The sequence below is a fragment of the Paenibacillus sp. FSL H8-0260 genome, assembly GCF_045040625.1.
Lineage (GTDB): Bacteria > Bacillota > Bacilli > Paenibacillales > Paenibacillaceae > Paenibacillus_AQ > Paenibacillus_AQ odorifer.
This window is the reverse complement of the sequence record NZ_CP150298.1, coordinates 1,443,738-1,456,162: the sequence shown is the minus strand read 5'-3', so window position 1 is coordinate 1,456,162 and position 12,425 is coordinate 1,443,738. Positions and strand designations below refer to the sequence as shown.

Genomic DNA, 12,425 nt, shown 5'->3' with positions numbered 1-12,425 from the left:
CTAGTTCGCCTTTCTTCTCATCAGCAAGTAGATAAACAGACCACTACCGATGACGCCTACCGTGAGACTGATTGATATTTCATATGGATAGATAATGAGCCTGCCCAGAATATCGCAGAACAGGAGGAACACCGCACCGAGAATGGCTGTATGCGCCAGACTTTTTTTGAGGTTATCTCCTATGTACAACGTTACAATGTTAGGTACTACCAGACCCAGAAATGGAATCGTACCTACGGTTAAAATGACAACAGAAGAGATTAACGCTACAATTACCAATCCCACGTTGACAACCGCTTTGTAATTCATGCCAAGATTAACGGAGAAATCCTCGCCCATACCGGCTACCGTAAATTTATTAGCGAAGAGATACGCCAGGATGACAAGTGGAATGCTGATATAAATTAATTCGTATTGGCCTTTGATAATCGTTGAGAAATCTCCAAGCATCCAAGACGAGATATTCTGAATCAAATCATTTTTATACGCAAAAAATGTTGTAATCGAGCCTACAATGTTGCCGAACATGAGTCCGACCAGCGGGATAAAAATACTATCCTTGAACTTGATCCGATCCAGGATTCTCATAAAAATAAAGGTGCCCAATAGTGCAAAAACAAAAGCAACCAGCAATTTCTGCATTGGCGTTGCGCCTGTGAATAACATGAGGGATACGAGAATACCAAATTTCGCGGAATCCATCGTCCCTGCCGTAGTCGGGGAGACAAATTTATTGCGTGACAGCTGTTGCATAATTAATCCGGCAATACTCATACTGACTCCAGCGATAATCAATGCGGCTAACCGGGGAATCCGGCTTACCAGCAAGGTCTGTGCTTGAGATTCCGTAAGATGAAAGAGATCTAATGGGGATATATCTTTAACGCCTATAAACAAAGATATAAATGAAAATACTATTAGAAGTAGGGACAAATATTTTAGTTTCATGAGTTGTTCCTTATCTGTTTAATAGTTTACACATGCGATTTTATGATAATGATTTTCATTCGCAATGTTTTAAATTATACCTAAGCCCACTTTGAGGGTCAACCCTTTCATATACTTAAATTTAAAATAATTAAGACTTAGGCTTATCTGCTTAAGTTACATAAAAAAAGACACCCTAACGGGTGCCTCTTTAATCTCTGCCATATTTTTAGCGCTAAGCTATAGGATTTATTTATATTTCTTCCAATCCTGATTACTGTTCTCCAGCAGATGTGCAAAATCATTATCCAACCGCTTCTGCTCAGCCTTGCGCTGATCCTCCACTGCCTTACGGGCAGCTTCTTTACGGTCATTTTCCTCCGCTTTCAACGCATCAGATTGCGCCTTCAGCTTTCCTAGAACATCACTGCTTAGCAGATCTTTTAACGTAGCAGGGCCATCATTCGTAGCGGCTCTTGGTGTGGTAGGCATTTTCTTTTTTTTAGCCACTGTCCATCATCCTTTCTAGTACTGAATTAAATTAGAATTTGTTTAAGTTATTGGTCTTTTCGTTTATAATGTTTACTAAGAGGTGAGCCCTATGAAGTCCAATGATTTATGTCCCCGGCTACAAAAAAGTATGGATATTATCGGCAGGCGTTGGACTGGTTTAATTATCTACCAGCTCCTTCAAGGACCCCAACGTTTCAATGTAATTGAAGCGGCATTACCCATCAGTGGAAGACTGCTCTCCGAACGGCTCAAAGAGCTGGAACAGGAAGGGATCGTTCTTCGAGAAGTGTTCCCAGAGACCCCCGTGCGGATCCAATATTCTTTGACGGATAAAGGTCTTGCTCTGGAATCAGTCATCCGAGATTTACAGAGTTGGTCCAAAGAATGGGTCGATTGTGACACCGATAATCTAAATTCAACTCTCAAAATGTAAGCGTTTTATCTGAGGCGTTAGATTTTAAGGCCTACAATGACTAAATCACGCTCTATACCGTCAAGTTCAGCCACACCAGGCAGCATTCCCCACTCTTCAAAACCAAACTTTTTCAGTAAACCAAGGCTTGGATCATTATGTCCAAACACAAAGCCGACTAGATTCTTAATTCCGAGACTAGGGGCTTTCTCAATGGCCTCTGTCAGAAGAATTCTGCCAGCACCACCACCACGGAACTTTTCATTCACGTATACACTGATTTCTGCTGTTGCATTATATGCTGGACGACCATAGAAGGATTGAAAACTGAACCATGCAGCAATTTCATCTCCTTGCTTCAGTACCCATAAGGGACGGTGATGGCTATTATGCTCAAGAAACCATTTCTCCCGGTCTGCAACAGTAACGGGTTCCAGATCTGCAGTTACCATCCTCCCAGCAATCGTTGAGTTATAAATATCTACAATAGCTGCTAAGTCTGCAGATGTTGCATCTTCAATTCTGCTGTTCTCCCAATTCATCCCTTAATTCCTCCAAATGTGTTAATTAACTCAGGCCGACCTGCTCCTGGCTCCATTGCCAAAGCCGTTCGGCCTCTATTGTATTCTGCGCTCTGGGAGACAGTTGTTTAATCTTTCTTCGATAATAATATTGACCGGTTACCTCTCCAAGATCGGGATCTGTAGCCAAATAAATCGCTGTATCGGCACCTTGTTCAGGTGTTAAGAAAAAGTATGAGAGTAACTTAAGTACCGACTTGCCAAAACCAGTCTCCCGGTTTACACCTATATTCGTCCCCACTGCTCCTGGATGCAGGCAATTCACCGTCACCCTTGTTCCGTGAAGACGCAAAGCCAGCTCCCGCGTGAACAGAATATTGGCTAGCTTGGATCGGGCATAGGCTTTTGCAGGATTAAAACGGCGAGCGAGGGTTGGATCTTCATAATGGAGCGCACCTATCTTGTAAGCACCGGAGGCAACCACAATGATACGGCCTTGCTCTGCTGCCTGCAACGACTTAAGTAACAAATTGGTAAGTAGAAAATGCCCCAAATGATTTACGCCAAGATCCATCTCAAAGCCGTCCTTCGTAAGCTGACGCTTAATCGTGACTACCCCGGCGTTATTGATAAGTATGTCTAGCATCGGATATTTCATAGTGAATTCCTCAGCAAAGCTGCGAATGCTCTCAAGTGAAACCAGATCACACAACATGAGCTCGATATCCTCGGAGTGGCTCTTTTGTTTGGCGGCAGCAAGTGCTTCTTCTCCCCGCTGGCGATTACGGCAAACCATAATAACTTTAGCTCCCTTGCGAGCCAGTTCAACTGTTGTGGCCAGCCCCATACCGGAATTCGCTCCGGTAACAAGTGCGATTGTTCCTCTCATTGCAAGAATCACTCCTCTCTCAACAACCGTACCCGAATAAGCTTCAGCCTAACCTTAGGAGAAATATATTTAAAGATATGTTACACCAACTAGTAGGGTTAAGAAAAGCTTCATGTCATGATTAGCCAACAATAGTTATAGTTCGTCAGGTGCGTCTGGTCTATTTTTGATCTATAATAGGAATATTGCAGTTCTAATCGTGAAGTTGAAAGGGGAACACCAACTATGAATAATGCTCTGACAAGCCTAGAGCAGCAAATGGGGGGCGAAGGTCTGGATGCCCTGCTCGTAACAGATCCCAAGCATGTCTACTACTTAACCGGCTTCGCCAGCGATCCGCATGAACGTTTTCTGGGTCTGCTGCTGATACGCGGAGAAGAGCCTATGCTCATTCTGCCTGCATTGGATGCAGAAGCGGCTCAAGCGGCTTCTTCGGTCACCAAAATCCTAACTCACACTGACACTGATAATCCCTATAACCTGCTAAAAGATTGTTTCGGCAGCAGTAAGCTAGGTACTCTCGGCATAGAAAAAGAACATTTCTCAGTAGCCCGTTTTGAGCACCTAACCGCTGCTGTTCCAGCTGAAAGGTTTAGTGATATTGGTCCATTGCTGCGCAGCATGCGCTCCAAAAAGACCCCGGATGAAGTTAAGCGCATGAAACATGCCGCTGAGCTAGTTGAGGAAGCCTTGCGCCGCGTTCTTACCCACGTAAAAACAGGCGTTACAGAAAACGATCTAGTAGCGGAGCTAGAATATCTAATGAAAAAGGTTGGCGCTTCCGGCCCTTCCTTCGACACTATGGTGCTTTCTGGTCCGAAAACTGCCCTGCCTCACGGTGTTCCGGGCAACCGGGTCATTCAACCCGGCGACTTTCTGATGTTTGATATCGGGGTGTATGCTGATGGTTATGCTTCTGATATTACACGTACCTTTGCTATTGAATCCGTGGACGACAAGCTAGTCACTATCTATAACACTGTGCTGGCTGCCAACGAAGCTGGGATCGCTGCCTCCAATCCTGGGGCACCTTTCGGCTCAGTCGACAAAGCTGCACGTGATGTGATTGAAGAAGCTGGATTCGGAGAATATTTCTTACACCGTGTCGGACACGGACTGGGCATGGATGTTCATGAATATCCATCACTTCACGGACAGAACGACGACATTATCGAAATCGGCAATGTGTTCACCGTTGAGCCGGGAATTTATGTGCCTGGACTAGCGGGTGTACGTATCGAAGATGATCTGATTATTACAGCTGAAGGTGCAGAGACCTTAACAAGCTTCCCTAAGGAACTGACTATTCTTCATTTATAGAAAAGAATTACAAGCCACAGCCAAAAACACAGAGCAGCGATTCCTCCAATAATGAGAGAATCGCCGCTCTGTGTTTTTTTAAATTCAAACCTGTGTTCCCCACATCCCGCGAACCAACTTAGCCTCTTTCACCATCCTGCCGATCAGCTCCGCGACTGTAGGAATATCTTGGATCATTCCTGTCACTTGACCTGCCCAGCCGATGCCCTCTTCTTTGATATCATCATAGATCCAGCGCTTGTTGGCTGCACCACTGATATACTCTTTTAATGCTTCATAGGTCGGTGTCACGCGCTCGATTTCAAGAATTTGATCAATGTAGTCACTACGTAACACTCGTGCGGGTGCTCCAATAGAACGTTTGATTACAACCGTATCCGACTCTGAGCTTTCTACTAAAGCTTTTTTATAAGACGCGGCCGCATGAACACATTCCACTGTAGCAACGAAACGAGTGCCCATTTCGATTCCTTCAGCCCCAAGTGCATGAGCAGCCATCCATCCACGGCCATCTCCGATCCCTCCGGAAGCAATCACAGGAATATTAACCGCATCAACCACTTGCGGAACGAGCACCATGGTTCCAACATCGTCACGCCCTAAGTGGCCCCCTCCCTCATGCCCAACAACAATAACCGCAGAAGCCCCTAATTGTTCAGCTTTTTGGGCTTGCCTGCGTGAGGAGACGAGCACAAGTGTTTTAATATCGGTGGGCTGTAACATTTCCAGTATAGGGGCTGGATTCCCTCCAGTAAGGCTCACCACGGGAACCTGCTCTTCGATGGCGACCTGCACCCGATCTTCATAACCAATCCCATGCATGCCGATAGCAAAATTAACACCAAATGGTTTGTCCGTTAGTGTTCGTACCCGACGTATTTCTGCACGTAAGGCCTCCGCATCCGGAAGACTCATTGCCGTGACCTGACCCAGTCCACCGATATTTGAAACCGCAGCCGCGAGGTCTGCATAACCTAAATAAGCAAGTCCTCCTTGAATAATAGGATATTCTATGTGCAATAACTCCGTAATACGGGTGTTCCATTTCATCTTCATCTACACCTTTCCTATCTTTAAGCAAAGCAGAATCACGGCAATTGAAAGAGCAGCTCCCCCTGCCAGATAATCTATTTGCTGAAATTGCAGTCTTTTAAAAGAAGTCCTTCCTTTACCATTCCCATAAGCACGCGCATCAATTGCATAGCTCAGCTGTTCAGCACGTTGAATCGTTGTGAAGAGCAGAGGAATAATGATCGGAATGTACGCATATATCCGTTTAGGCAGTGATAATACTGTGAGATCATAACCTCTAGCCTTTTGTGCGAGAAGGATACGATCAAGCTCCTCCTTGATGGTAGGGATAAAACGGATCGCAATCACTATCATTAAAGAGAACTGCTCTACGGGTACCCCCAATTTGGACAGAGGGGCAAGCAGCTTCTCCAGACCATAAGCTAAGTCTAGCGGTTTAGTAGTTAATGTCAGAATTGAGGCTAACAAGATGAGCAATATAATCCGCCATACAAAACGTAATCCTATCCGCAATCCCTCTTCAGTCACCTCGATAAAAAACCATGACCAGAGAATCGTCCCCTTGGTGAACACGGCATTGTAAACAAAAGTAAATAATAAAATAAATAATACCGGCCGTAGCCCTCGCCAAAAAAAATGCACAGGAACTTTAGACAGTAGTAACAATCCCAATACAAAAAAGGTTGCAAAAACATAACTAAGCCCCGTACCAAGCATCATAAAGCTAAGCATGAGCATCCCGATACTTACAAGCTTTGTACGAGGATCTAAACGATGAAAAATCGAATGCGTCTCCACATATTGACCGACTAATACGGAATCAGCCATGCCCTTGCCCCCTCGAATGCCAAATCGGCAAAATCGCTTCGAAGATATCCTGCTCTTTACAGCTGGCAACTTCAATCTTCTGACCAGATAATTCCTCCACTAGCTTCAAGAGCTGTACGGGTTCAGGCAAGGATAGTCCAAGTTCCAGCAGTAATTCTTCCTTTTCCAGAAACAATGTTCTGGTATCATGATGCCCTTTTAACTGACCTTCATGAAAAACCATGACCTCATCTGAGAATTCGGCAACATCACCCATCTGATGCGAAACGAAGAGGATGGTGCGATTGTCTTGTTGCTGCCATTCCTTTAGTAGCCTCAGCAAAGACACTTGGCTAGCTGGATCGAGACCCGCTGTCGGTTCATCCAATATCAGCAGCTTCGGATTTGTCATCAGTACAGAGGCAATAGCTACACGGCGCTTTTCACCACCACTTAGCTGGAATGGATTTAAGGGAAGAATCCCCTCTGGCAAACCCACTTGCGGCAAGATCATTTCAATCGCCTCTGTAATTTGCTGACGTGAAGCACCCTGCTGATTCAGAGCAAAAGCAAGCTCCTTATGCACCGTTGTTTCGAATAGCTGATGCTCCGGATATTGAAAAACAAAGCCCAACTCGGGGACAACCTTTAAGCGTCCTTTAGCATCTCTGCTGGCAGGCTGCTGGTTAATCCAATAGTCTCCTTTTACGGTGGGAATCAAGCCCTTCAGCACTTTGACAAAGGTAGACTTTCCTGCGCCTGTTGGACCGATAATAGAAATCCATTTGCCTTCAGGAATAGTGCAGTTTATATTGCGCAAAGCCACATGATCGGCATAGTTCACACTTAGATTTTTTAATTGGTAGACCATTGTGATCGAATTATCCCCTTCCAATCGGCTGTTAGCGGTGCTGCTGAATGGAGCAATGTATGTACACGCACTGCGAAGGGCAGTTGTAATTGATAGTCCGCAACAGGCATGGTTTCAAAAAAAGTCAGTGGATCGCCGTCAAACTCAAGTCGTCCTTGGTGCAGGAGCAATACGCGTTCTGCTGCAAGCACTTCCTCCATATGGTGGGTGATATGAATAAGCGTCAGGCCTTGACGATGCAGCTCTTGCATGATGGAAAGAACCTGCTGTCTTCCCTGAGGATCAAGCATTGAGGTAGCCTCGTCAAAAATAATGACTTGCGGGCGCATCGCCAATATAGCTGCGATAGCGACACGTTGCTTTTGACCTCCAGATAGCTGATGTGGCATAGCTTCCAGATAATCCTCCATATGAACGGCCTGTAAGGCATAATCCAATCGGCTGCGCATTTCCTCCCTCGGCACACGGATATTCTCCAAACCAAAAAGCACCTCATCCATAACGGTTGTGGTGATAAATTGATCCTCTGGATTCTGAAAAACAAAACCGATTTGCTGATGAATCTCCGCAAGATCCGTTGGTTTTGCTGTGTCCAAGCTCTTAAATTGTACAGTCCCTTTTCGCGGCAGCAGCAGTCCGTCCATGAGCTTTGCAATAGTGGATTTGCCAGAACCATTCGCCCCGACTATCGCCACAAACTCCCCTGCGTCTATCGTAAAGCTAATATCCTCCAGAAGAGGTTGTCCTTTTTTATAATAAAAACAAACTTGATCGAAGGTAAGCATTTATTCAGTCCCCTTTTGACGGTGCCAAGCAGCAAAAAATGCCTCAATGCTATTCTCGGAAAATGCAGGTGCAGGCTTCTCCCATTTTGTCACTTTTGATCCATTCACGGCAAAGATTTCACCGGTTAAATCCGCGTCGGACTCCCTCAACAATGCAGTCACGAAGGAAGCAATAGCCTCAGCGTCACCTATTCTCCAAAAATCAGGCAAAGGTTCATTACGACTGGCATGTTTCTCCTTCAAATGGTCAATTATTGGTCTGGTCATATCCGTTAATGCCGCTGGAGAAATCGCATTGACCCTAATCTGGTCACGTTTCAGCTCTGCTGCGAGCGTCCACATCATGCCCAGTATTCCAGCCTTGGCTGCACTATAATTCACCTGACCTACGGAACCTGCTAGTCCAGCAGCAGAGGTCATCAACAGGATATCCCCACCTGTTTCACGCATATGTGGTAATACTCTTTGAATGCAATAATAAGTGCCATTTAAATGCACATCCAGAACATTCTTCCACTGTTCATCCGTCATACGTTGACATTTCTGATCCTGCACAATTCCCGCGTTAGCTATCAATACCTCGATACGACCGTATCGGGCAATGACCTCATCTACCATGGCAGTGACTGCGGCGGAATCGGCTACATTAGCAGCGTACCCTAGTGCCTCTCCGCCTGCCTGGCGGATCTCGCGCACAACCTCATCAATTAAGACTTGTTTCGTACCATTTACAACCACTATATAACCTGACTTGCCAAGCTGCATGGCGATACTACGTCCGATCCCTCTTGTTGCTCCAGTAATTAAGGCCACTTTATTCATCACTACACCTCTTCCACTGCAAAAGCTCCCGCAGCAATAACATCGCCAGCTTCTGTTGTAAGGATCACTTTCACAAAGCAAGCGTCCGCTGCAAAATCAAAAATCACGACACTATCGACCTCTATTGGCTTATGAAATTTCATATCATATTGAGTGATCCACTGTGTAGGGTGCTCAGCAATATACAAAGATTGGGCTAATCCCATAAGATACATCCCATGTGCGATGGGTCGCTCCAAACCAGCCTTGGCTGCGGCCTCTGCATCTAGATGTATAGGCGCCAAATCTTGGGAAGCAGCTGCATATTGCCGGATAGCCTCAGCTGTTATGCACTTTTTTATCATGATCATCACCTACCCGAATTAACACCGTTTCTGCGGTGACTATTAGCTTACCCTCACACCTACAAACCAGCGTATGTGTGTAAAAAGTCAGTTTACCCTGTCTGCCTTCTTTTTGCACCTCGCCCGTTAACGCTAATTCACAATCCAAAATCATCCCCGCCGTAATCGGAGCCTGATATGAAAATTTCTGAGTGCCGTGAAGCAAGGGTTCACCGATGATTAACCAAGGAATATCGAAGTCTTGCCAGAAAATAATAGGCATCGTCGCAGGAGCGATCAGCTTTCCATTTATCGTCTGCACGGGTGCTTCAATACTCTGTGCATAGTCCGAAATCCATTCAGCAGTCATATGGATCTGATGTCGGACACTGTTCATTCTATAACCTCCACGAGTGTTGCCAGACCTATCCCGCCGCCGATTCCCAGAGTAGCAAGCCCTCGTTGGTAAGGGGCATGTTGCATTTCAGCACATAAGCGAGTCATTAACATAGCCCCGGAAGCTCCGTATGGATGGCCTATTGCTAATGCCCCCCCGCCAAGATTGACCTTTTCCTGTGGAATTTGAAGCTCGTTCAGTGATGCCAATACTTGTGAAGCAAAAGCCTCGTTAAACTCTACGATATCTAAATCGGCAACGGTAAGCTTTTGGCGTTTTAACACCTTTTGCACAGCTGGTACAGGCCCCATACCCAAATAGTTCGGATCTACACCCGCAGCTTGCGCATCCACGACCCGCAAAATAGGGGTAAGCTTAAGCTGCTGGCATTTCTCACGAGACATCATTAATAGAAGCGCTGCGCCATCATTAATAGGACAGGCATTTCCAGCAGTAACGGTACCCTTTTCTTCAAAAATTGGCGGCAGCTTTTGCAGCTTGTCCAGACTCGTATTTGCCCGAGGACATTCGTCGGTGTTCACCCACTGCCCCTCTACCTGAAGAGGTACTATCTCCTGCTGAAACCGGTCACTTTGCTGAGCATGAACCGCCTTTTGATGGCTTTTTAAGGCATATTGATCCTGCTCTTCTCGATAAATCCCGTATTTCCTAGCTACATTCTCTGCAGCAATTCCCATATCCGGATCACCGTAAGAGCTAGGCGTAAAATGTGCACGGGTATACAGCTGTGGAACCCCCATTAACGTCTGTGGTTTAGCCATTTTCCATGGAGCACGGCTCGTACTTTCGACACCACCCGCTAAATAAATCTCTCCAGCGCCGCTTTGAATCAGTCTTGCTGCTATATTAATTGCCTCTAGCCCAGATCCGCACTGACGATCCACGGTGACACCCGGAACCGAAACAGGCAGCCCCGCTTCAAGCGCAGCTACCCGGGCAATATTACCTCCTGGGCCCACAACATTCCCAATAATGACATCATCGATCAGTTCTTTAGGCAAGTTCGTTTCGGCTACAATATGCTGAATAAGCGGCGCCAGTAATGCCTCCGGCTCAAGTGTACTTAATAAGCCACCCATTCTGCCAACCGGTGTACGTTTTGCCATGACAATTACTGCTTCTATCATATCATCGCTCTTTTCACATAGTCTTTCATCGCTTGCCGGGCAATTTTCCCGCTACTTGTATAGATAAATTCATCCAGGGTTAGCAGCTGCTTCGGCGCTTTGTAGCTCGCTAAATACTGGCGGCAATAATTCTTAATTTCTTCGACAGATAAATGCTGTTCTCCGCTCCACTTCACGAGGGCTATCAGCTGTTCTCCCCAGTAATCGTCAGGCACGCCAAGCACCATCACTTCATCTATTTCCGGAAGAAACTCCAGCACCCTCTCTATTTCTTCCGGATAAACGTTCAGCCCTCCGGATATGATTTTATTCTTCAAACGTCCCGCCATATATAAATAACCAGCTTCATCCTGATAAACATAGTCTTCTAAAACAAGCCATCCCTCTCTAAAAGCTGCTGCTGTCTCATTCGGCAATTGATGGTAGCCTAAAAATATCATATCACTACGCACATATAGCTGCCCAATCTCCCCAGGAGGGACTTCCCGGAACTGGTCATCACGAATGGAAATTTGCACCCCGGGATAAGGTTTGCCTACAGAGGTCGGATTATGCTCGGTCAGAACATCCAAATAACTAATATAGCTCGCTTCTGAAGAACCGTAGGATTCATAAAGCCGCGCTCCACCAAACACTTCCATGCCCCTTTTCTTGGACAACTCCGACCACTTTGCACCTGAGCTAATCATCGCATCAATCTGTATCTGCCCAGGTACAGCCTGCTGCATCATGGATTCGATCATTGTTGGTACGACGAACAGCACCACGCCCGCAATTTGCTGGCACAGCTCTAACACCTGCGTGGCACTAAATTTTTGTGTGATATGAAAGGTTGCTCCACCATATAGACTCTGCATTACGGCGAATAAGGATAGGGAATGCACAAATGGACCTGGTGCCAAAACATCCTTCATAGCGTCCAATTCAAAAGCAATATTCGAGACCTCAAAGCTTTTTAACCATGATAAATGGGTACGCATATAACCTTTGGGCAATCCGGTTGTGCCTGACGTAAAGCCAATAAATAATAATTCATTCGTCTCATCCAACTCAGCCTCCGGCTTCAGGGCAGCCAGCCACTGATCATAGGAACCTGTTCGTTCATTTGAGAAGGTCAGCGTTGGGATCGTTTGATCCTTGAAAACCAGATTCTTTGCGGCTTCCGGCTCGGCAAAAATCATTGTCGGCTGGCACTGCTCTATAATAACCTGCAGTTCATTAGCACTCCATTTGGGATCTAAGGGAATGGGAACACAGCCCGCATAAATCGCCCCCAAAAAAACCTCAACAAATTCAATACGATTCGTAGATAAAATCGCGATTTTGTCATGCCTCAGACCCTTTTGCTGTAAGCCATTCGCGATTCTCCGCATCGTTTTTACTAATGTGGCATAGGTATGACTTGCTTGGTCATGGGTTAAGGCAATGCTGTCGGGCTGCTGTGCTGCATGACGCAGTATAGGAACTACTAGATTCATCCTGATCACACCTGTTCGTAATTTCTGTGACTACCGATTATATACATTCTCTTCAATCGGACTGCCCCGAAAGTCCAGCCCAAACTAAAGGATATGTGATAAGCGCCGGCGCTCCTGTTAAACTAACCCGCTAGAATTGCTACGATAGCTTATTTTAGCTTTATATTATTTTTATGTACA

Annotated in this window: 15 protein-coding genes; 2 read left to right on the top strand and 13 right to left on the bottom strand. The window is 45.8% G+C overall.

Annotation, left to right across the window (positions count from 1 at the left end):
• Both MHI51_RS06345 and MHI51_RS06340 read right to left on the bottom strand, forming a co-directional pair.
• Positions 1-948, bottom strand: a complete 948-nt coding sequence (locus tag MHI51_RS06345; protein ID WP_036681839.1) for an ABC transporter permease — start codon at positions 946-948, stop codon at positions 1-3.
• A gap of 228 nt (positions 949-1,176) precedes the next feature.
• The gene (locus MHI51_RS06340) at positions 1,177-1,437 is read right to left on the bottom strand and encodes a YqkE family protein (RefSeq protein ID WP_036681837.1); all 261 of its coding nucleotides are present in this window, start codon (positions 1,435-1,437) and stop codon (positions 1,177-1,179) included.
• A gap of 91 nt (positions 1,438-1,528) precedes the next feature.
• Between MHI51_RS06340 and MHI51_RS06335 the strand changes: the two genes are divergently transcribed.
• Positions 1,529-1,873: a helix-turn-helix domain-containing protein gene (locus MHI51_RS06335; protein WP_076128100.1), complete on the top strand. Its 345-nt coding sequence runs from the start codon at positions 1,529-1,531 to the stop codon at positions 1,871-1,873.
• Between the two features lie 17 nt (positions 1,874-1,890).
• On the opposite strand, the gene MHI51_RS06330 is transcribed toward MHI51_RS06335, so the two are convergent.
• Positions 1,891-2,394 (bottom strand): GNAT family N-acetyltransferase, encoded by a 504-nt coding sequence (locus tag MHI51_RS06330; RefSeq protein WP_076128102.1) that lies wholly within the window; start codon positions 2,392-2,394, stop codon positions 1,891-1,893.
• 25 nt (positions 2,395-2,419) lie between these two features.
• Positions 2,420-3,262 carry an SDR family oxidoreductase gene (locus tag MHI51_RS06325; RefSeq protein ID WP_405173697.1) on the bottom strand — a complete coding sequence of 281 codons (843 nt, stop codon included), beginning with the start codon at positions 3,260-3,262 and terminating at the stop codon, positions 2,420-2,422.
• Positions 3,263-3,487: 225 nt separating this feature from the next.
• Here MHI51_RS06325 and MHI51_RS06320 point away from each other — a divergent pair, with 225 nt between their 5' ends.
• Positions 3,488-4,582 carry a Xaa-Pro peptidase family protein gene (locus tag MHI51_RS06320; protein ID WP_342410519.1) on the top strand — a complete coding sequence of 365 codons (1,095 nt, stop codon included), beginning with the start codon at positions 3,488-3,490 and terminating at the stop codon, positions 4,580-4,582.
• 84 nt (positions 4,583-4,666) lie between these two features.
• Here the strand turns inward: MHI51_RS06320 and MHI51_RS06315 are convergent, their stop codons facing one another.
• From MHI51_RS06315 to MHI51_RS06275, 9 genes are read right to left on the bottom strand one after another with little or no spacing between them, the layout of a single operon-like run.
• Complete coding sequence (locus tag MHI51_RS06315) at positions 4,667-5,632, bottom strand: nitronate monooxygenase family protein (protein WP_076142180.1); 966 nt, start codon at positions 5,630-5,632, stop codon at positions 4,667-4,669.
• 6 nt (positions 5,633-5,638) lie between these two features.
• Complete coding sequence (locus MHI51_RS06310) at positions 5,639-6,442, bottom strand: energy-coupling factor transporter transmembrane component T (protein ID WP_342410517.1); 804 nt, start codon at positions 6,440-6,442, stop codon at positions 5,639-5,641.
• Complete coding sequence (locus MHI51_RS06305; RefSeq protein ID WP_076142166.1) at positions 6,435-7,292, bottom strand: ATP-binding cassette domain-containing protein; 858 nt, start codon at positions 7,290-7,292, stop codon at positions 6,435-6,437. Before MHI51_RS06305 ends, MHI51_RS06310 begins: the two co-directional genes overlap by 8 nt.
• Positions 7,277-8,077 carry an energy-coupling factor transporter ATPase gene (locus MHI51_RS06300; protein ID WP_405173696.1) on the bottom strand — a complete coding sequence of 267 codons (801 nt, stop codon included), beginning with the start codon at positions 8,075-8,077 and terminating at the stop codon, positions 7,277-7,279. The genes MHI51_RS06305 and MHI51_RS06300 overlap by 16 nt, the downstream gene beginning before the upstream one ends.
• Positions 8,078-8,899, bottom strand: coding sequence for an SDR family NAD(P)-dependent oxidoreductase (locus MHI51_RS06295; RefSeq protein WP_405173695.1), 822 nt, complete (start codon positions 8,897-8,899; stop codon positions 8,078-8,080).
• A gap of 2 nt (positions 8,900-8,901) precedes the next feature.
• Positions 8,902-9,243: a MaoC family dehydratase gene (locus MHI51_RS06290; protein WP_405173694.1), complete on the bottom strand. Its 342-nt coding sequence runs from the start codon at positions 9,241-9,243 to the stop codon at positions 8,902-8,904.
• Positions 9,218-9,619, bottom strand: a complete 402-nt coding sequence (locus MHI51_RS06285) for a MaoC family dehydratase N-terminal domain-containing protein (protein WP_076128119.1) — start codon at positions 9,617-9,619, stop codon at positions 9,218-9,220. Before MHI51_RS06285 ends, MHI51_RS06290 begins: the two co-directional genes overlap by 26 nt.
• Positions 9,616-10,767, bottom strand: a complete 1,152-nt coding sequence (locus MHI51_RS06280; RefSeq protein ID WP_405173693.1) for a thiolase family protein — start codon at positions 10,765-10,767, stop codon at positions 9,616-9,618. Before MHI51_RS06280 ends, MHI51_RS06285 begins: the two co-directional genes overlap by 4 nt.
• On the bottom strand, positions 10,764-12,245 hold the full coding sequence (locus MHI51_RS06275) for an AMP-binding protein (protein ID WP_405173692.1): 1,482 nt from the start codon (positions 12,243-12,245) through the stop codon (positions 10,764-10,766). The genes MHI51_RS06280 and MHI51_RS06275 overlap by 4 nt, the downstream gene beginning before the upstream one ends.
• Positions 12,246-12,425 lie beyond the last annotated feature (180 nt).